General features: G+C 72.6%; 21 protein-coding genes and 1 pseudogene. 7 read left to right on the forward strand and 15 right to left on the reverse strand.

Annotated elements, in window-relative coordinates; translation table 11 throughout:
• Window positions 1-297: 297 nt before the first annotated feature.
• From B9S57_RS16835 to B9S57_RS16845, 3 genes and pseudogenes are all read right to left on the reverse strand, one after another.
• The gene (locus B9S57_RS16835) at window positions 298-1,020 is read right to left on the reverse strand and encodes a haloacid dehalogenase type II (RefSeq protein ID WP_103516395.1); all 723 of its coding nucleotides are present in this window, start codon (window positions 1,018-1,020) and stop codon (window positions 298-300) included.
• A gap of 29 nt (window positions 1,021-1,049) precedes the next feature.
• Window positions 1,050-1,259 carry a DUF397 domain-containing protein gene (locus B9S57_RS16840; RefSeq protein WP_103516396.1) on the reverse strand — a complete coding sequence of 70 codons (210 nt, stop codon included), beginning with the start codon at window positions 1,257-1,259 and terminating at the stop codon, window positions 1,050-1,052.
• Window positions 1,237-1,497 (reverse strand): annotated as a pseudogene (locus tag B9S57_RS16845) (Scr1 family TA system antitoxin-like transcriptional regulator); the annotation flags it as partial. The pseudogene B9S57_RS16845 and the gene B9S57_RS16840, both read right to left, overlap by 23 nt.
• A 134-nt stretch (window positions 1,498-1,631) precedes the next feature.
• Here B9S57_RS16845 and B9S57_RS16850 point away from each other — a divergent pair.
• Both B9S57_RS16850 and B9S57_RS16855 read left to right on the forward strand, forming a co-directional pair.
• On the forward strand, window positions 1,632-1,874 hold the full coding sequence (locus B9S57_RS16850; RefSeq protein ID WP_103516484.1) for a hypothetical protein: 243 nt from the start codon (window positions 1,632-1,634) through the stop codon (window positions 1,872-1,874).
• On the forward strand, window positions 1,864-2,097 hold the full coding sequence (locus B9S57_RS16855) for a hypothetical protein (protein ID WP_103516397.1): 234 nt from the start codon (window positions 1,864-1,866) through the stop codon (window positions 2,095-2,097). The genes B9S57_RS16850 and B9S57_RS16855 overlap by 11 nt, the downstream gene beginning before the upstream one ends.
• Before the next feature lie 15 nt (window positions 2,098-2,112).
• On the opposite strand, the gene B9S57_RS16860 is transcribed toward B9S57_RS16855, so the two are convergent.
• The 6 genes from B9S57_RS16860 to B9S57_RS16885 form a co-directional block, all read right to left on the reverse strand.
• Window positions 2,113-2,442, reverse strand: a complete 330-nt coding sequence (locus B9S57_RS16860; RefSeq protein ID WP_103516398.1) for a hypothetical protein — start codon at window positions 2,440-2,442, stop codon at window positions 2,113-2,115.
• Between the two features lie 267 nt (window positions 2,443-2,709).
• Window positions 2,710-3,063: a PRC-barrel domain-containing protein gene (locus B9S57_RS16865; protein WP_103516399.1), complete on the reverse strand. Its 354-nt coding sequence runs from the start codon at window positions 3,061-3,063 to the stop codon at window positions 2,710-2,712.
• Window positions 3,064-3,261: 198 nt separating this feature from the next.
• Window positions 3,262-3,429 (reverse strand): DUF5670 family protein, encoded by a 168-nt coding sequence (locus tag B9S57_RS16870; protein WP_103516400.1) that lies wholly within the window; start codon window positions 3,427-3,429, stop codon window positions 3,262-3,264.
• Window positions 3,430-3,667: 238 nt separating this feature from the next.
• Window positions 3,668-5,191: a PTS transporter subunit EIIC gene (locus B9S57_RS16875; RefSeq protein WP_103516401.1), complete on the reverse strand. Its 1,524-nt coding sequence runs from the start codon at window positions 5,189-5,191 to the stop codon at window positions 3,668-3,670.
• 35 nt (window positions 5,192-5,226) lie between these two features.
• Entirely contained in the window at window positions 5,227-6,189 is a 963-nt protein-coding gene (gene murQ, locus B9S57_RS16880; protein ID WP_103516402.1) for an N-acetylmuramic acid 6-phosphate etherase, read from the reverse strand.
• Window positions 6,190-6,231: 42 nt separating this feature from the next.
• On the reverse strand, window positions 6,232-7,149 hold the full coding sequence (locus tag B9S57_RS16885; RefSeq protein WP_103516403.1) for a MurR/RpiR family transcriptional regulator: 918 nt from the start codon (window positions 7,147-7,149) through the stop codon (window positions 6,232-6,234).
• Window positions 7,150-7,256: 107 nt separating this feature from the next.
• Here B9S57_RS16885 and B9S57_RS16890 point away from each other — a divergent pair, with 107 nt between their 5' ends.
• Window positions 7,257-7,625 (forward strand): hypothetical protein, encoded by a 369-nt coding sequence (locus tag B9S57_RS16890; protein WP_103516404.1) that lies wholly within the window; start codon window positions 7,257-7,259, stop codon window positions 7,623-7,625.
• Window positions 7,622-7,894, forward strand: a complete 273-nt coding sequence (locus B9S57_RS16895; protein ID WP_103516405.1) for a DUF4031 domain-containing protein — start codon at window positions 7,622-7,624, stop codon at window positions 7,892-7,894. Before B9S57_RS16890 ends, B9S57_RS16895 begins: the two co-directional genes overlap by 4 nt.
• Here B9S57_RS16895 and B9S57_RS16900 read toward each other — a convergent pair.
• From B9S57_RS16900 to B9S57_RS16925, 6 genes are all read right to left on the reverse strand, one after another.
• Window positions 7,845-9,104, reverse strand: a complete 1,260-nt coding sequence (locus B9S57_RS16900) for a Cmx/CmrA family chloramphenicol efflux MFS transporter (protein WP_181011379.1) — start codon at window positions 9,102-9,104, stop codon at window positions 7,845-7,847. The genes B9S57_RS16895 and B9S57_RS16900 overlap by 50 nt on opposite strands.
• Window positions 9,105-9,176: 72 nt before the next feature.
• Window positions 9,177-9,854, reverse strand: coding sequence for a hypothetical protein (locus B9S57_RS16905; protein WP_103516407.1), 678 nt, complete (start codon window positions 9,852-9,854; stop codon window positions 9,177-9,179).
• Between the two features lie 103 nt (window positions 9,855-9,957).
• Window positions 9,958-10,998 carry a DUF2891 domain-containing protein gene (locus B9S57_RS16910; protein ID WP_103516408.1) on the reverse strand — a complete coding sequence of 347 codons (1,041 nt, stop codon included), beginning with the start codon at window positions 10,996-10,998 and terminating at the stop codon, window positions 9,958-9,960.
• A 130-nt stretch (window positions 10,999-11,128) separates the two neighbouring features.
• Window positions 11,129-12,097, reverse strand: coding sequence for a DUF979 domain-containing protein (locus B9S57_RS16915; RefSeq protein WP_103516409.1), 969 nt, complete (start codon window positions 12,095-12,097; stop codon window positions 11,129-11,131).
• Window positions 12,094-12,840 carry a DUF969 domain-containing protein gene (locus tag B9S57_RS16920; RefSeq protein WP_103516410.1) on the reverse strand — a complete coding sequence of 249 codons (747 nt, stop codon included), beginning with the start codon at window positions 12,838-12,840 and terminating at the stop codon, window positions 12,094-12,096. The genes B9S57_RS16915 and B9S57_RS16920 overlap by 4 nt, the downstream gene beginning before the upstream one ends.
• 241 nt (window positions 12,841-13,081) lie before the next feature.
• Entirely contained in the window at window positions 13,082-13,807 is a 726-nt protein-coding gene (locus tag B9S57_RS16925) for a GntR family transcriptional regulator (protein ID WP_103516411.1), read from the reverse strand.
• 221 nt (window positions 13,808-14,028) lie between these two features.
• Between B9S57_RS16925 and B9S57_RS16930 the strand changes: the two genes are divergently transcribed.
• Genes B9S57_RS16930 through B9S57_RS16940 form a run of 3 tightly spaced genes read left to right on the forward strand, consistent with a single transcriptional unit; the run spans window position 14,029 to window position 16,267 of the window.
• Window positions 14,029-14,778: a LamB/YcsF family protein gene (locus tag B9S57_RS16930; protein WP_103516412.1), complete on the forward strand. Its 750-nt coding sequence runs from the start codon at window positions 14,029-14,031 to the stop codon at window positions 14,776-14,778.
• Window positions 14,775-15,410: an allophanate hydrolase subunit 1 gene (locus tag B9S57_RS16935; protein ID WP_103516413.1), complete on the forward strand. Its 636-nt coding sequence runs from the start codon at window positions 14,775-14,777 to the stop codon at window positions 15,408-15,410. Before B9S57_RS16930 ends, B9S57_RS16935 begins: the two co-directional genes overlap by 4 nt.
• A complete protein-coding gene (locus B9S57_RS16940; RefSeq protein ID WP_103516414.1) occupies window positions 15,407-16,267 on the forward strand; it encodes a biotin-dependent carboxyltransferase family protein in 861 nt (286 codons plus the stop codon). The genes B9S57_RS16935 and B9S57_RS16940 overlap by 4 nt, the downstream gene beginning before the upstream one ends.
• Window positions 16,268-16,376 lie beyond the last annotated feature (109 nt).

The following is a 16,376-nucleotide window of genomic DNA, read 5'->3' on the forward strand; positions in this document are numbered from 1 at the left end:
CGTCGGTGTTCCCCCGAACCCTCTCCCGTCCCGGAGGAGCACCCGTGATGCCTCTGCCCCGTCCGTCCGGGCGCAGACGCGCAGTGTGGGCGGCGACCTCGCTGTCCGCGGCGGCCGTCCTGCTGTCCGGTCAACGCCTACTCCAACCGTGCCGCGGACGTGGCCGACTGGATGGCCCAGCGCCCGTAGCCGAACAGGGCAGGGCCCCCAGACGGTGCCGGGGCCCGGCCCTTCGGTCCGCCGCCTGCTTCACGGGACCGCCGATGCGCTGCCTCCCCCAGCTCCGCGGATCTGCCCTCACCCCGTGGGGCGCTCACCCGAGGACAGCCCCTGGGCCTTGTCGAGCTGGACTGCCAGGTCGGTCAAGTCGTCGGCATACACGTCGAACCGGTCCGAGGGGGCGGGCGCATCACCCACGGGGCGGGCGACATACGCGGTGCGCAGGCCGAGCGCCTGCGCACCGCGCAGGTCCCACGCGTGGGCGGCCACCATCAAGAGCCGCTCCGGCGGGGCGCCGGAGGCGGTCACGGCCAGCTGGTAGACCGCCGGGTCCGGCTTGTACGTCCGGGCCTCCTCGGCGGAGAGCACCTGGTGCCAGCGCAGACCGGCGTGGGCGTTGAGCCCCAGCAGCGCACTCCGGCTCGCGTTGGACAGGCCGATCAGCGGGAAGCGCTCGGCGAGCCGGGCGAGCCCGGCAACGGTGTCCGGCCACGGCGGCAGGCGACGGCCCGCCAGGGCCAGCGTCGCCACGGCAGTGGGGTCCTCGACACCGGCGGCCTCGGCGACGATCCGGGCGGCCTCCCGGTCCAACGCCTCTGTGGTGGCGTAGGGGCGGCCACCGGCGAGCACGCGACGCGACTCGTGGTCGATGTGCTCCTGCCACCGTGTCAGGAGCGCCGCTGTGGTGGCCTCGTCGAGCGACGGGGCGAGCTCCTGGATCCCGCCGCGGATCCCGGCGGGTTCGTCGACGAGTGTGCCGAGGACGTCGAAGACCAGGGCGTCGATCTGCAACTCGGGCATGCGGTGGGCCTCCTGCGGCGACGGGTCGGCTACGAGCGCTCGAGGTCGGCGACGAAGGCCGCCCGGGCGTTGGTCCGGAACGCGAGCACGGGGCCGTCGGTGACCTTGGAGTCGCGGACGGGGGCGACGTGGGGGAGGCCGTCGGCGGCTTCGAGGCGGTAGCCAGCGCTTGCGCCGCTGTACGGGGACTTGTGCCAGGACGCTGTCGACAGGTCGTCATCGGAGACGCTGATCTTCATGGTCGTCATCCTCCGCCACCGATTCGATCAGGGCCAGGGACGCGTCCGGTGACAGGGCGCTGGCCACGACGAGATCGTAGGTCAGTTCGTACTGTCTGACCGTAGCTGGATCGTCCCGCAACTGTCCTGTGCCCAAGCCTTGCAGATGGGCGAGCGGAGGAGCGTCCGCGAAGGCCGTCAACGTGAGGGAACCTTCGAGAGCCATGGGCGCCCCGGCGGAGAACGGCAGGACGTGCACAGCTTCTTCGGTCCGGGCAAGGCGACTCCTGGTGGACATGTGCGGGTGTTGGAACTGCGCCTCTTCCACGGTGGCGACGAATTGGCCACGCTGAGTAGGCATAGCCGCTACTCAGCGTGGAAATGGGGAAGATCATGAAGACGGCTACGGAACGGCACAAAGAGGCAGTGGGCAGAGTGCGGGCTGCGGAGGACGCGGTGGCGCGGCTGCGGGCCGGGTTCACGGGGGTCGGCGTGAAGCTGCCGTCGCTGCGGATCGACCCGGTGTCGTGCGCGGGGAACGAGCCGGCGCCGCTCGTCGACCTCGGCCGGTGCTCGATCGAGACGGCGCTGCGGCTGAGTGCACTGCTCGAAGCGAAGGCGGCTCATGACAGTTGAAGGACTGGAGCCGTGTACGCCGGAGCCCGGGACGTTCGCGGTGGACGTGCGGGACGGCCGGGTGGGCCGGGTGATGGGCCGCGTCGGCCCGTACGTGCAACTGCGTCCGCCGGGCGGCGGGGCCGAGTGGGACTGCCCGCCGGACGCGGTCCGGCCTGCTCCGCCGGGGCTCGTGCTTCGGGCCCGGGTGCGGGAGATCAACCGCGAGGGGCGGCTGCCGTGAGGCCGCCCCGGGGCGTCACGGCCGGGTCGACGCCCGGCGCTCCCGGGCCTGGACGAGCCGCTGCCGGAGTATCGCGAGTGTGGCGTGCGCCGGTGGAAGGGCCAGCGCGCCGGTGAGCAGCAGGGCGACGGCGATCGGAACGAGGAGCCCGGCGACGTACGCGGCGTAGGTGTTGTCCGGGCCCCACTCGAGGAAGGCGTGGACCGTGCCGGAGCGCAGCGGCCGTGCGGCGAGGTGGAGCAGGACGTACAGGGCTACGGTGAGCGCGCCCAGGGGGAGCGCGAAGGCCACGGTCCGGGACCAGGCGGAGGCCCGGCCCCACACGAGGGACCAGGAGTGGCGCATCGCGGCCCGGGGCCCTCGTCGATGCGGGCTCGCTCCGCGCCCAGGCGTATCTCGGTGAACTCGGGCCAGACGGCGAGGAGGCCCACGGCGGTCAGCAGCAGTCCGCCCAGGGCGACCGGACCGGTGACGAGGGCGGCCCGACCCCTTCGACGTCACCCTGCTCACGGACGGCTTCCCGGTCTGAGGGCGGGACGCCGGACAGCGGGGCCGGCCCGATGAGGGCCGACCCCGCCTCTGCGCGTGGTGCGTGAGGATCCCGCGTCGGGATCAGAGGATGCGGAAGCTGTCGTAGTAGCCGCCGACCTGTGCGTGGTAGCCGGGGTCGGCCGCGTGCTTGTGCTTGTCGAACTCGGGGGAGTCCTTTATCTGGTCCTTGGTCAGGTCGACGAAGACCGTCCGGTGCTCCGTGTCGATGCCCTTGACCGTGCCCGCCGGAAGCAGGACGTCCTTCCCGAAGATCCACACCCCGGTGTCGACGACGAGGTAGGCGGAGCCCGCCTCGTCGGAGTGCTTGTCGACCTTGCCGATGCTGCCGTCCGTCGCCTCGACCGAGAATCCGGTCAGATCGGCGCCCGCGGTGTGACCACTCGAAGGCTGGTAGCCCCACAGATCGTCACTCATGAAATGGCTCCTTCCTCGACGGTTCATTCGGAACGGCGAATACGTCGCGACCATGAATGAGGGGCGATTTTCGCCTGACACATCGCGTGCCCGTACTTTTCCGCTCCATGCGTCGTGTGTTCGACGTGTACGCGAAAACGCGGGTGGCGCGGGACCCGTAGGTCCCGCGCCACCCGCGTCTGTGCTGGTCGTGGCTGTCTACCAGCGGTACCAACGGCCACGCTTGCCGCCGGTGGTGGACCGGGCGAAGAATCCGACCAGCCAGATCACCAGCACGATCACGGCGATCCACCACAGTGCCTTGAGTGCGAAGCCGGCACCGAAAAGGATCAGGGCGAGAAGAAGAACGAGAAGCAGGGGAACCATTGTTATCAACCTCCGAGACATCTGGTGCCCGGAAAGCAATTGCCTACACACTCGTGTTCGTGCGGAAAAAAGTTCGCGGGCTTCCCGTGCGGTTCGCGGCCGTTCGGGGGCGGTCCGGCGCCCGCTCCCCGTCGGTCACGCGTGTCCGGTCCGGCGGCCCGGCGCCGGACCCCGCATGACGACGACGGTCTCCCCGCACGCCGCGTGCGGGGAGACCGTCGTCGGGAAGAGGTCCGGGTCAGACGCCGGCCGGCTCCTTCGCCGGCTCGTCCCCGGAGCCCTGGCCCGAGGCCGGGGCACCGCCGGAGGCCGCGACCGTCGAGGCGGCCGGCTCCTGGGAGACGTTGAACTCCGCCAGCAGGGACTTGCTGAAGCCGAAGAAGTACGTGGCGACGAAGCCCGCGACGTAGCCGACGAGCAGGCCGCCCGCGTAGATCGCGATGGTGGAACCGAGGCCGTGGTTGCCGTCCAGCAGCGGGAAGAGCGCCCAGCCGGACGGGCCGATGGCCGTGGAGCCCACCGAGTCGCCGAGCTGGTTGAACAGACCCACGAACCCGCCGCCGAACGCGCCGCCCACACAGGCCGTGATGAACGGACGGCCCAGCGGGAGCGAGACGCCGTAGATCAGGGGCTCGCCGACACCCAGCAGGCCCGCCGGCATCGCGGACCTGATGGTCCTGCGGATCGACTCGTTGTTCGGGAGGCGGAGGTAGACCGCCGCCGCGGCACCGACCTGGCCCGCTCCGGCCATCGCGAGGATCGGGAGCAGGACCGTGAAGCCCTGCTGCTCGATCAGGGTCGTGTGGATCGGGATCAGGGCCTGGTGCAGGCCCAGCATCACCAGCGGCAGGAAGAACCCGCCGAGCAGGAAGCCCGCGCCCGCGCCGCCCGTGGAGAGCAGCCAGTCGGCGAAGGTGCCGATGGCGGTGGAGATCTCACCGGCCACGTACATGAGGCCGAAGATCGTGACGAGCCCGGAGATCAGGACCGTCAGCGTGGGCGTGACCAGCACGTCCAGTGCCTCGGGCACCCAGCGGCGGCACCACTTCTCGACGTACACCGCGAGGACCGCCGCACCGAGGGCGCCGAGGACACCGCCCTGACCCGGGGAGAGGGTCTGGCCGAAGGCCTCGATGTTCGCGACGCCGGGGAAGACGATGATCGCAGCGACCGCTCCGCCCAGGATCGGCGTACCGCCGAACTCCTTCGCCGTGTTGTAGCCGACGAAGACCGCGATCAGGGCCATGAAGCCGGAGGCCATCGCCGCGAGTGCGGGGGTGACCGAGGGCAGCCAGCCGAGGTTCACCAGCAGGCCGTTGAGGCCGGCGATGATGCCGCAGCCGATCAGGGCGGGGATCAGCGGGACGAAGATGTTCGCGATTCTGCGCAGGAACAGCTTGAACGGGGTGGCGTTCTTCGCCTTCTGCTGTGCCTTGAGGGCCGCGCCCCTGTCGGCCAGCTCCTCCGCGGTGTGGGCGGTCTCCGGGGTGCCGGACGCCTTGCCCTCCTCGACGAGCTGCTCGAACTCGGGGGTGACCCGGGCGACGGTGCCCGGGCCGAGGACGATCTGATAGGTGTCGTCCTCGACCACGCCCATCACGGCGGGGACCGCCTTGAGGGCCTCGTCGTCGACGAGGGAACGGTCGTGCAGGCCCAGCCGGAGCCGGGTCATGCAGTGGGCGATCGAGCTGACGTTCGCAGCGCCACCGACGAGCGGCAGGATCGCGGCGGCAGTGGCGCGGTTCTTGTCTTCAGTAGCCATGGTGCGTGGTGCCTTGCTGTGCGGGGAGTGGTGCGTCAGGTGGTGCGGACGGCCGCGAGGGCGGCGCGGAGGTGGCCTCGGGAGTCGGTCAGGAGCGTGGCGGCGGTGGGGCCGTCGACCCCGCCGAGGATGGCGAGGATGGCGTTCTTCACCTCGCCGTCGGTGGCGGCGAGCGCCGCCTCGATCTCCGGGTCGGAGGCGCCGGTGGCGAGGGAGACGATCCGGCGGGAGCGGGCGCGCAGCTTCTCGTTGGAAGCGCGTACGTCGACCATGAGGTTCCCGTACGTCTTGCCGAGCCGGATCATCGTGATCGTCGACAGCATGTTGAGGACGAGCTTCTGCGCCGTGCCCGCCTTGAGACGGGTGGAGCCGGTGAGCAGCTCGGGGCCGACGACGATCTCCAGGCCGTGCTCGGCCGCCGCGGCGAGTGCGGAGTCGGCGTTGCAGGAGAGGCCGATGGTGAGCGCGCCCTGCGCACGGGCGTGCTCGACGGCGCCGATCGCGTACGGGGTGCGGCCGGAGGCGGAGATGCCGACCACCGTGTCGTCGGCGGTGAGGCCCAGGGCGTCGAGGTCGGCGGCGGCCAGCTCCTTGCTGTCCTCGGCGCCCTCCACCGCCTTGATCATGGCGGAGGGGCCGCCCGCGATGAGGCCGATGACCTCGGACGGGTCGGTGTTGAAGGTGGGCGGGCACTCGCTGGCGTCGAGCACGCCGAGGCGGCCCGCGGTTCCGGCGCCCGCGTAGATCAGCCGGCCGCCGCGCGCCGTGCGCTCGGCGGTGGCGTCGATCGCGGCGGCGATCAGGGGAAGCTTCTCGGCCACGGCGGCGGGGACGGTCGCGTCCTCGCCGTTCATGATGCGGGCGATCTCCTGCGTCGGCAGCTGGTCGATCTCGGCGAGCTCCGGGCGGAAGGCCTCGGTGGTGAGGGTGGCCAGCTGGGCGCGGAGTTCGCCGTAGCCGCCGGGGGTGGCGGCGTCGGCGTCGGTGGTGGAGGTCATGGACAGCGGCTCTGCTTTCTCGTTCGCGTGACGTCGGCCGGGTCAGCGGCTGCGGGGGGTGTGGCGGTGGGCGAGCGCCTCGTAGGACGCGGACAGGGCGGGCGCGGCGGTCTCGTACGTCCGCTGGGCGACGCCTATGAAGAGGCAGTCGATGACGAGGAGCTGGCTCGTGCGGCTCGACATGGCGGCGGGCCGCAGCTCGCTCTCCCGGGCGGTGGACGTGGTGAGCACGTGATCGGCGTACTGCGAGACCGGTCCGTCGGGGCGGCCGGTGATCGCGATCGTCGTCGCGCCGCGGTCGAAGGCGACCCGGAGCGGTTCGATGACGTCGACGGTGGAGCCCGAGTGGGTGATGGCGATGGCCACGTCTCCCGTCCGGAGCTGCACGGCGTTGGTCACGGCGAGGTGCGGGTCCATGTTGGCGTGGGCTATCAGGCCGATGCGGAGCAGTTTCTGCGCCAGGTCCTGGCCGACGAGGGAGGAGGCGCCGACGCCGTAGATGTCGATGCGGCGAGCGGTCGCCGCGGCGGCCACGGCGGCGCCGAGCTGCACGGTGTCGAGACCGGCGGCGGTGTCGGCGAGGGTCTGCTGCTCGTCGTAGGCGAGCTTCGCGACGACGTCCGCGATGGGGTCGTCGACCGCGATGTCGGCGGTGACGGCGGGCGCCCGGCCGGACTGCTGGTGCGCGGCGAGCCCGGCGAGCGCGAGGCGCAGGTCCCGGTAGCCGGGGTAGCCGAGCAGGCGTGCGGTGCGGACGACGGTCGCCTCGCTCGTGCCCGTGAGCTCGGCGAGACCGGTGACGGTGAGGGCGGCACACCCGGCGGGGTCCCCCGCGACCGCTTCGGCGACCCGCTGCATGGAACGGGTCATGGACGGAGCGAGCGTCCGCACCTTCGCCGCGAGAGCCGCGGGGGCGGGCGGGGAATCCGGGTTGAAACTTTCCTTCACGTCATGGGTCACATTTGAAAGATATTTTCAGGGACGAATCCCGTCAACCCCCCTTTGGTCCCGACCTCTGAAGGATCACGTCAGGCCCGGCCCGTCGCGGGGCAGGGGACAATGGGGTCATGGAGTTGAACAGCCTGGAACAGGAGCTGCACACCGCGCGCGCACGGGTGGTGGCCGACCTCGTCGCGGGCGATGTCGCCGAGGCCGGGATCGTCTCGATGGTCGAGGACGCGGTGGCCCACCGGCGCTGGTGGGTCGAACAGTGGCCCGAGGGTGTGTCGTTCGTCACGGGGCTCGTGGCGCAGGACGTCCAGGACGCGCTCCTGGAGGAGTACGGCCGCTGGCCGCTGTGCCCGGTGTGCACCGGGGAGGGGCCGCACGCCCTGGACGTCGAGCCCGAGCTCGGCGCCGATCCGCACTGGGTCTGCACGAAGGCGACGGTGTCCGTCGCACGGGTCGGGTCGCTCGCCGAGGTATTCGGGCGGTGACCGTCTACATCGATCCGCCGACCTGGCCGGCGCACGGGCGGATGTGGTCGCACCTGGTCAGCGACGTGTCGTTCGAGGAGCTCCACGCCTTCGCCGCCACGATCGGCTGCCCGCCCCGCGCCTTCGAGCGCGACCACTACGACGTGCCCGAGGCGCGCTACGCCGACGCGGTGCGCGCCGGGGCGCGGGAGGTCGGGTCGAAGGAGATCGTCCGCCGGATCACCGACGCGGGGCTGAGGCGGCCGAAGGGGCGGCCTGCTCCTGGCTGACGTGCGCCGGTGCACCCTGCTCGGGGTCGGCGTGCGCCGGTGCGCCCGCGACCCTCCGGGACGGCGCACCGGCGCGCAGCCGCAGCGCGACCACCACGGAGGCCAGGCCCAGGACCAGCATCGCGGCCCCCGCCCAGGCCGTGGCGCGGAAGCCGAAGTCCGCGTCGATCACGGTCCCGCCCAGCCACGGGCCGGTCGTGTTGCCCAGGTTGAACGCGGCGGTGGTCGTCGCCCCCGCCAGCGTCGGGGCCGCACCCGCGACGTTGAACATCCGGGCGTTGAGCGCCGGGGCCGTGTAGAACGCGGACAGCCCGAGCAGGAACGCCAGGACGACGACGGCGACCTGGCTGGAAGCGAACAGGGCCAGGGCGACCAGGAAGACCGTCGAGGCGCTGATGCCGCTCAGCAGCACGCCGAAGAGGTGCGCGTCCGCGACCCGGCCGCCGATCGTCGTGCCGATCAGGGCGCCGACACCGAACAGCGCGAGCACCCACGGCACCCAGCCCGAGCTCAGGCCGGCCACGTCCGTGAGCAGCGGCGCGAGGTAGCTGAACGCGCAGAACACACCGCCGGCGGCGAGGGCCGTGATCGCGACGGACAGCCAGACCTGGCGGTCCCTGTAGATCGCGATCTCCCGCTTGAGCTGCGGCTTCTCGTCCGGCAGCGGGATGCGCGGAATGCGGGTGACGACACCGACCAGGGCGATGGCGGAGGCGGCTCCCACCGCCCAGAACGCCGACCGCCAGCCGAAGCTCTCCCCGAGGAACGCGCCCAGGGGCACGCCCAGCACGTTGGCGATCGACAGCCCGCCGATCATCACCGCCATCGCCCTGGCCCGGGAGTTCACCGGCACCATCGCGATGGCGACCGCGGCCCCGACCGCCCAGAAGCCGGCGCACGCCAGCGCGCTCACCACCCGGGACACGAAGAGCACCTCGTACGTCGGCGCCAGGGCGCCCGCGACCTGGCCCAGCCCGAAGACCGAGATGAGCGCGATGAGGGTCGTACGGCGGGGCAGCCGCAGTGTGGCGACCGCCAGCAGCGGGGCGCCGACCACCATGCCGATCGCGAAGGCGGATATGAGGAGTCCGGCCTTCGGTATGGACACGCCCATGTCGTCGGCGATCGGCGGCAGGAGCCCGGACAGCATGAACTCACTGGTGCCGAGGGCGAAGACCGAGAGGCCGAGGATGTAGACGGCCATCGGCATGCGGGGACGGCTGGAAGCAGAGTCGGGCATGACAGTGGCCAACAGTGGTTTCGTCCCTGTCATTCCCCTGTCTCAGTGGGTGAGCAGCTCCAGTTCCGTGGTCAGGTTCTGCCGTGCCCTTGCTTCCCACTCCGCAGCGCCGTGGGGTGTACGGAACAGCCGGGGCAGCTCCAGCAGCTGCCGCAGGACGGCGGACCGGCCCTCGGTGAAGGCGTCGTCGGGGACGAAGCCGTACTCCTCCCGCACCTGGGCCGCGTACGCCGCGTACTCCCTGGGGGCCGCCGCCAGGATCGCGAGATCGGCGTCGCACAGCACCTCGCCGTTGGTGTCGCCGTCCGCCGGGTCGTGCGTGACGGTGAGCCGGACCAGCCGGGCGACCTCCGCCGTCGTCGCGTCGGGGACGCCCGCCTCGGGCAGGGCGCGCTCGGCCAGGGCGGCGCTGCGCTCCTCGTTCTCGGAGCGGTCGGGGCGGTAGACGGCGTCGTGGAACCAGACGGCGAGGCGCACCAGGTCCGGGTCGGCGGCGTGCCCGGCCAGCGTGTCGACGCGGTCCAGGACCTGGGTCAGGTGCGCGGTGGTGTGATAGCGCCGCTGGGGTTCGGCCCAGCGGTCCAGGAGGTTCTCGGCGTACGGGGCCGGATCGGGGCCGGCCGCGCCGCCCCGGGCGGCGAGGAGCGCGTCCTGCCAGCGGATGCGGAGTGCGTCGGAGGTGTGCGGGCCTTCGGACGGGGCGGGGGCGCTGTCGCTCATACGCCGAGGGTAGGGCGTACGCCCCGCCCGCCCGGGCTTTCCCCTGCCCGCCCCCGGCCCGTCCTGCGCGCGGGGGATCGGGCCGGGGGGACGGGACCGCCGCTCAGTGACCGGGCGCCGTGTCCAGGGCCAGGGCCGCGTACGTCGCCAGCCAGTGGTCCGAGGAGAAGTCCCCGGAGGAGACCGTCGGCAGGCCGAGCGTGAGATGGGCGTCGGCCGAGGCCAGCAGCGCGGTCCGGGCCGGGCCGTCCGTCAGCGCGCCGGCGATCGAACGGAGGGCGGCCGCCCGGCTCAGGGTGAGACCCAGGAGGTGGCCGATCTGCGGATCGGCGTGGTCGGAGACCACCGGCGGGTCGAGCAGCGTGGAGTCGGGCGCGGCCGAGACCAGGGCCGGCAGGAAGGTGGCGAGCCAGCTGCGGAACTCCGCCACCGGCAGCACCCGCCGCATCGCGTCCGCCTCGGCCAGGGCGGGGGAGAGGAAGTCCTGGCCGGAGGGCTCCCAGTGGGCGGGGGCGTCGTGGTCGTCGGTGAACCAGGACCGGAGCCGGTCACGCACCGCGTCGAGGACCGCCGCCGGGAGCCCTGCGCTCCCGCCCGCGTCGAGGACGAGGCCCAGGCCGAACGCGCTGTTGTTGTGGACGCCGTGCCGGACCGGGTACGTGGCCTTGGGCAGCCAGGTGCCGAGCAGGTCGCCGACCGCCGCCACGCCGGGGGCCAGGGCCTCGGCCCAGCGGTCGCCGTCGGGCGTGGCGAGGGCCCGGCACTCCGCGGCGAGTGCGATCAGCCAGGCCCAGCCGTAGGGACGCTCGAAGTGCGGCCGGCCGCGCAGGTAGGAGGCTTCGACGGCGATGTTCGCGGGGGTCAGATGGGTGTCGAGCACCTCCCGGATGCGGGTGGTGAGCGTGGTCGGAAGATCGCCGGTCGTGGAGAAGCGGCGCATGAGGCGGACGAGCAGCCAGTGCATGTGCACCGTGGAGTGCCAGTCGTAGCCCCCGTAGAACGCGGGGTGCAGCGTGCGGGGCGGCACGAGCTCCTCGGGCCCGGCGTAGAGGTGGGCGGGTGCGTTGGGGTATTCGCGTACGACGTTGGCGAGGGCCAGTTCCGCGAAGGGGACGGCGTACGCGGCGGGAAGCGCGGGGGACATCGGGGGGCTCCAGAGGGGAGGGCGAGCGGCTCGGGTCAAGGGAGCGGCGCGGTTCGGGGGTGGTGCGGGCCGGCGGATCGGGGCGGTCCGGGTCGGGGGTGGTGCGGGCCGGGGATCGCGGCGGTCCGGGTCAGAAGGCGAAGAGGGCCATGATCGCGACGTTGCAGACCAGCAGGGCCGCCGCCGTGGGGAGCTGGGCCTTGATCGGGCCGTACTGGTCCTTGAGTTCGAGGAGCGCCGCGGGCACCAGGTTGAAATTGGCGGCCATCGGCGTGACGAGCGTGCCGCAGAAGCCGCACAGCATGCCGATCGCGAGGACGGCGGGCGCGTTGCCGTTCATCTGCTCGATGAGGACCGGCCAGCCGATGGCGGCGGTCATCACCGGGAACGCGGCGAAGGCGTTGCCCATGACGATGGTGAACAGCGCCATGCCGCAGCAGTAGACGGCCACGGCCACGAACCTCTGACCGTCCGGCAGCACCGCCTGGGTGATCCTGCCGACCTGTTCCCCGACGCCCGCGGTCTGGAAGATCGAGCCGAGGATGGAGAGCAGCTGCGGCAGGATCAGCGCCCACCCCATCGATTCGAGCATGGTGCGACCGGAGTGCAGCGGCACGGAGAGCTTCCGCTCGCGCAGGAGCACCATGCCCACGACCAACGCGGCGATCGCGCCGACGCCCAGGCCGAGAATGGTCTCGTAGCCCGGCTCCAGGACCGGTTCGCCACCGATCTTCCAGTGCTTCACCAGGGTCGCGCAGACCATCGCGACGACGGGGATGGTGAGAGCCGGGAGGAACAGCTTGTTGCCGAGGCGGGCGGCCGAGGCCGCGCGCCTCTCGCGGGGCGGGGTGTGCGACTCGCCCTTGCCGGTGAGGCCGAAACCGCCCAGGACGATCAGGATCAGGACGGCCACGCCCAGCGGTTCGGCGGGGAGGGACTCGTCGACGACTCCGGTGGAGTAGAAGAACGCGACGCCCAGCAGGCCCCAGAAGCCGGCGGAGCCGAAGCGCCTGGGGTTGGTGCCGTCCATGGCCATCTGCGCGGCCATGACGAGGAACACCGCGCCGACCAGCCAGAAGAAGTACTCGGACTTGATCACTTGGCGTCCTCCGTCCGGATCCCGGCCTGCGCCGTCAGGTCGTTCTCGGCGGCGGCGACGGCGAGTTCGCGCTCCAGTTGCCGGTCCAGGTTGAGCAGGCGGGCCCCGTGGATCAGGAAGGCGCAGATCGCGGAGGGGATCGCCCACATGGCCAGGTGCAGGGGCTCGAGGTGCTGGTCGTACGTGGAGTTCACGAAGCCGGTGATCAGCAGGATCGATCCGATGGCGATGAAGCAGTCCTCGCCGAAGAACACGCCGATGGTGTCGGCGCCCGACGCGTGCGAGCGAACCTTCTCGCGCAGCTTCTCCGGCAGCGGACGGCCCGCCTTGGCCTCGGCCGCCTTGGCCTCGGCCGCCGCCTCGGCCATCGGGGCGATCAGGGGCCGCACACTCTGGGCGGGGCCGCCGAGGCTGGTGAGGCCGACGGAGGCGGTGAGCTGCCGTATCAGCAGGTAGAGCGTCAGGAAGCGGCCGGTGGTCAGCTTGCCCAGCTTGCCGATGAGCGTGCGGGCCTGCTCCTGGAGGCCGTAGCGCTCCAGGAGACCGATGACGGGCAGCGTGATGACGAAGACGGTCACCGAACGGGAGGAGGCGAAGCTGTTGCCGAAGGTGGCCAGCACCTCCTGCGGCGAGAGTCTGCCGAGCAGCCCCGTGACGATGCCGGCGGCACCCACCACGAGCAGGGGATTGCGGCGGGTGGCGAATCCGAGGATCACCACGAGCACGCCGAGGAGAACGATCACGCGTCGGCCTTCTTCCGCGCAGGGGCATGACGGTGCACGGCCCTGATCAGACGGGGGTATTAAGGCGAGACCCTAGGTTCTTGTTCAACAATCCCACAAGGGTGTGAGCTACATCGATCCGAATCGGTGGTGTGCGAGGGTGTTGTGGCGGATCGCTTGCCACCGTTTGCCCCGTTTCAGGCGGTTATGAGGATGCTTGGAGAGGTGCGGGGTGGGGTGTGGATCAGGGAACGATCCGTGGCTACCGCTCGGTGAGCCGTTGCGCGTAGGCCTCCGCCAGCTGACGCCGGGAGTCCTCCAGGTAGAAGGCGAGCATCCGCTCGGCGCCGGCCGCGTCGCCCTTGGCCAGCCGGTCCGTGATCTCGCGGTTGCGGGTGAGGTAGGGCTCGTGGAAGCGCCGGGGGTCGGCCATCACGTGGAAGGCGAGCCGTAGTTCGGCGAGGACGTTGCGCATCAGTTCGTCGGTGCGGGGGCTGTTCGCCAGTCCCGCCAGCGCCTGGTGGAAGCGGATGTTGGCGGTCGAGCAGGCGGGCCAGTCGTCCTGGAGCGCGGCCTGCTCGCCCGTCGAGACCGCCGCCTCCACCGCCGACAGGCCGAACGGGGGCTCGCCCAGGGCGCGCAGGGCCGCGCACTCGACGAGGAGCCGCACCCGGTAGATGTCGACCAGGTCGTCCACGGCCAGGATGCGGACGAAGACGCCCCGGTTGAGGCGGTGCTCCAGGAGGCGTTCGTGCGACAGCAGGCGGAACGCCTCGCGCAGGGTGTTGCGGGACACCGCCAGGGTGCCGCTGATGCTCTCCTCGGAGAGGCGGCTGCCCGGGGGGAAGTAGCCCTCCGTGATCCGGTCCCGCAGGACGGCGGCGACCCGCTCGGCCGTGCCGGACCGCTCCAGGGGGGCGCTGTGTGCCGCCAGTTCCGAGAGGTCCGGGGTGGACCCGGTCCCTCTGCCGTTCGCCGTCCCCGCCATGCCCGTCCCCTGCCTGTCGTGCGGTCGTGCCTGCCGCGTCCCGGTGCCCGCTTCCCGCAGGACGGGGCGTGCCTGGTGTTCCGTCAGCCGCGCGCGGCGCGCTGTGCTCAGTGAACCGTACGAGTGTCTCAGGCGGCGGCCGGGCTCTTGTCAGATTGTTGAACAATCGCTAGCGTGCGCCCGTGACGGATCTGACGAGTGTGACGCGCCCGGCGCGGCCGATGGACCTCAACGCCGACCTGGGCGAAGGGTTCGGCCGCTGGACCCTCACCGAGGACGAGGCGCTGCTGACCTGTGTCACCAGCGCGAACGTGGCCTGCGGCTTCCACGCGGGCGACGCGTCCGTGATGCGACGGGTCTGCGACACCGCGGCGGAGCGGGGCGTCCGCATCGGGGCGCAGGTCTCCTACCGCGACCTCGCCGGGTTCGGCCGGCGCTCCATGGACGTGCCGGCCGCCGAGCTGACCTCCGAGATCGCCTACCAGATCGGCGCCCTGCGGGTCTTCGCGGAGGCGGCGGGCTCCGCGGTCTCGTACGTGAAACCGCACGGCGCCCTCTACAACCGGGTCGTCCACGACGAGGAGCAGGCCGCCGCCGTCGTCGCGGGCGTGCTGCTCGCGGGCGGCCGCCCGGCCGTCCTGGGGCTGCCCGGCTCCCGGCTGCTCGCCCACGCGGAGGCGGCCGGCCTGACCGCCGTCGAGGAGGCCTTCGCCGATCGCGCGTACACCCCGCGGGGCACGCTCGTGCCGAGGGTCGAGCCGGGAGCCGTGGTGCACGACGCGGACGAGGTCGTACGCCGCAGTGTCGGCATGGCCGTCGACGGGGCGGTGAGCGGCATCGACGGCAGCCGGATAGCCGTCGAGGCCCGGTCGCTGTGCGTCCACGGGGACACCCCCGGGGCCGCGGCGCTGGCCCGGCGGGTCCGGACGGCGCTGGAAGCGGCGGGCGTCCGCGTGCGGGCGTTCACGTGAGCGGCCCCCGGGTGCTGCCGGCCGGCCCCCGCGCCCTGCTCGTCGAACTCGCCTCCGGCGAGGAGGCGGAGGCCTTCCACGCGGAGTTGCTCCGCCGCAGGGCCGCCGGTGAGCTCCCCGCCGTACGGGAGGTCGTCCCCGGTGCCCGGACGGTGCTGCTGGACGGGGTCGAGGACCCCGGGCTCGCGGGGCGGCTGCGGGCGTGGACCGTGCCGCCGTTGCGCCGGGGCGACGGGGAGGCCGTCGAGATACCGGTCGTCTACGACGGGCCCGACCTCGCCGACGTGGCCGAGGCGTGGGGCGTCGCCGTCGGCGAGGTGCCGCGCCTCCACGCCCGTACGGAGTTCCGGGTGGCCTTCTGCGGCTTCGCGCCCGGCTTCGGCTACCTCACCGGCCTGCCCGGACACCTGAACGTGCCGAGGCGGGCCACCCCGCGGACCCGGGTGCCGGCGGGGGCGCTGGCGCTGGCCGGTCCGTACACCGGTGTCTATCCGCGCCCCTCGCCCGGCGGCTGGCAGCTCATCGGCCGGATGCCGGAGCCGGAGGCCCTGTGGGACACGGGCCGCGAACCGGCGGCGCTGTTCGGCCCCGGGACCCGGGTGCGCTTCGTCGAGGCGGGGGTACGCGGATGAGCGCCGGGCTCGAAGTCGTCCGGGCGGGCGCCCTGACCACGGTGCAGGACGAGGGCCGCACCGGCTGGGCCCACCTCGGCGTGCCCAGGGCCGGGGCCCTGGACGGGCCCGCCCGGCGGCTGGTCAACCGGCTCGCCGGCAACACCCCCGACGCGGCGGTCCTGGAGACGACCCTCACCGGGTGCGCGGTCCGGGTGACCGGCGACCGGCCGGTGCTCGCCGTCGTCGGCGGGGCGGGGTGCCGGGTCACGGTCGACGGCCGCCCGGTCGCATGGGGCGCGCCCGTCCGCGTGCCGCCCGGCGCGGTGCTGGAGGCGGGGCCCGCGGTGCACGGGCTGCGCGGCTATCTGGCGTTCGCGGGCGGGCTGGTGCCCGAGCCGGTGCTCGGCAGCAGATCCGCCGACCTGCTCTCGGGGCTCGGTCCGCCTGTCCTGCGCGAGGGCGACGCCCTGCCGCTGGGCCCGGGGCACGGCGCCCCGGCCGTGGACGCGGTCCCCTGGCCCGGGGTCCCCGCCGAACTGGTGCTCCCCTTGCACCCGGGGCCGCGCGACGGCTGGTTCACCGAGGCGGCCCTGTGCACGCTCACCACCGCCGTGTACCGGGTCTCGGAGCGCAGCAACCGCATCGGGCTGCGCACGGAGGGACCTGCCCTGGAGCGGGCCAGGGACGGCGAACTGCCCAGCGAGGGCATGGTGCTGGGGGCCGTCCAGGTCCCGCCGGAAGGGCTGCCCCTGGTGTTCCTCAACGACCATCCGACGACGGGCGGTTACCCGGTCGTCGGCGTGGTCCCCGAAGCGGCCCTGGCGGGGGCGGCGCAGGCGGTCCCGGGGACTCCGGTGCGGTTCGTGCGGGCGTGACGGGCCCCGGAGGCGGCTCCGGTCTGCCGGAGTGCACGTTACCGAAGCGTAACTTACCGACGAGTTACTTCGGGTAACTCCTCGGTGCTAGCTTGCGCTCACCTTCATC

The sequence above is a fragment of the Streptomyces sp. SM10 genome (genome assembly GCF_002910915.1).
In the GTDB taxonomy this organism is placed as follows: domain Bacteria; phylum Actinomycetota; class Actinomycetes; order Streptomycetales; family Streptomycetaceae; genus Streptomyces.

What these genes read in the sequence shown, in the direction of transcription:
- B9S57_RS16835 (WP_103516395.1), bottom strand. Translation starts at nt 1,020, where the DNA reads ATGCCCGAGTTGCAGATCGACGCCCTGGTCTTCGACGTCCTCGGCACA.
- B9S57_RS16840 (WP_103516396.1), bottom strand. Translation starts at nt 1,259, where the DNA reads ATGAAGATCAGCGTCTCCGATGACGACCTGTCGACAGCGTCCTGGCAC.
- B9S57_RS16850 (WP_103516484.1), top strand. Translation starts at nt 1,632, where the DNA reads ATGAAGACGGCTACGGAACGGCACAAAGAGGCAGTGGGCAGAGTGCGG.
- B9S57_RS16855 (WP_103516397.1), top strand. Translation starts at nt 1,864, where the DNA reads ATGACAGTTGAAGGACTGGAGCCGTGTACGCCGGAGCCCGGGACGTTC.
- B9S57_RS16860 (WP_103516398.1), bottom strand. Translation starts at nt 2,442, where the DNA reads ATGCGCCACTCCTGGTCCCTCGTGTGGGGCCGGGCCTCCGCCTGGTCC.
- B9S57_RS16865 (WP_103516399.1), bottom strand. Translation starts at nt 3,063, where the DNA reads ATGAGTGACGATCTGTGGGGCTACCAGCCTTCGAGTGGTCACACCGCG.
- B9S57_RS16870 (WP_103516400.1), bottom strand. Translation starts at nt 3,429, where the DNA reads ATGGTTCCCCTGCTTCTCGTTCTTCTTCTCGCCCTGATCCTTTTCGGT.
- B9S57_RS16875 (WP_103516401.1), bottom strand. Translation starts at nt 5,191, where the DNA reads ATGGCTACTGAAGACAAGAACCGCGCCACTGCCGCCGCGATCCTGCCG.
- murQ (WP_103516402.1), bottom strand. Translation starts at nt 6,189, where the DNA reads ATGACCTCCACCACCGACGCCGACGCCGCCACCCCCGGCGGCTACGGC.
- B9S57_RS16890 (WP_103516404.1), top strand. Translation starts at nt 7,257, where the DNA reads ATGGAGTTGAACAGCCTGGAACAGGAGCTGCACACCGCGCGCGCACGG.
- B9S57_RS16900 (WP_181011379.1), bottom strand. Translation starts at nt 9,104, where the DNA reads ATGCCGATGGCCGTCTACATCCTCGGCCTCTCGGTCTTCGCCCTCGGC.
- B9S57_RS16905 (WP_103516407.1), bottom strand. Translation starts at nt 9,854, where the DNA reads ATGAGCGACAGCGCCCCCGCCCCGTCCGAAGGCCCGCACACCTCCGAC.
- B9S57_RS16910 (WP_103516408.1), bottom strand. Translation starts at nt 10,998, where the DNA reads ATGTCCCCCGCGCTTCCCGCCGCGTACGCCGTCCCCTTCGCGGAACTG.
- B9S57_RS16925 (WP_103516411.1), bottom strand. Translation starts at nt 13,807, where the DNA reads ATGGCGGGGACGGCGAACGGCAGAGGGACCGGGTCCACCCCGGACCTC.
- B9S57_RS16930 (WP_103516412.1), top strand. Translation starts at nt 14,029, where the DNA reads ATGGACCTCAACGCCGACCTGGGCGAAGGGTTCGGCCGCTGGACCCTC.
- B9S57_RS16940 (WP_103516414.1), top strand. Translation starts at nt 15,407, where the DNA reads ATGAGCGCCGGGCTCGAAGTCGTCCGGGCGGGCGCCCTGACCACGGTG.